Source organism: Foliimonas ilicis (assembly GCF_039939195.1).
Lineage (GTDB): Bacteria > Pseudomonadota > Alphaproteobacteria > Rhizobiales > Rhizobiaceae > Foliimonas > Foliimonas ilicis.
This window is the reverse complement of sequence record NZ_JBDUUH010000052.1, coordinates 1-251: the sequence shown is the minus strand read 5'-3', so window position 1 is coordinate 251 and position 251 is coordinate 1. Positions and strand designations below refer to the sequence as shown.

General features: G+C 56.6%; 1 pseudogene. It reads right to left on the bottom strand.

What is annotated here, in order from left to right:
- Positions 1–154: 154 nt before the first annotated feature.
- Positions 155–251 (bottom strand): annotated as a pseudogene (locus tag ABFT80_RS28030) (2Fe-2S ferredoxin); the annotation flags it as partial.

The window sequence follows — 251 nt, the reverse complement described above, 5'->3', positions numbered from 1 at the left end:
CCGCATCATGCGGCTTCTGGAATATCGTTTGAAGCAGATCGAGGCGGGCCGTATTCCGGGCTAGGCGCGACCAATTAGAGCGCTTCCTGTTTTGATGGAATCGCGAGGCGCCCCCCTCTGTCCTGCCAGCTTTTCTATCTAAAAGTGAAAGGCTCTACCCCTGGCGCTCTGGGATACGCACAACCAACCCATCCAGCGCATCGCGCACTCTTATCTGGCACGAAAGGCGCGAATTCGGCTGCACTTCATAG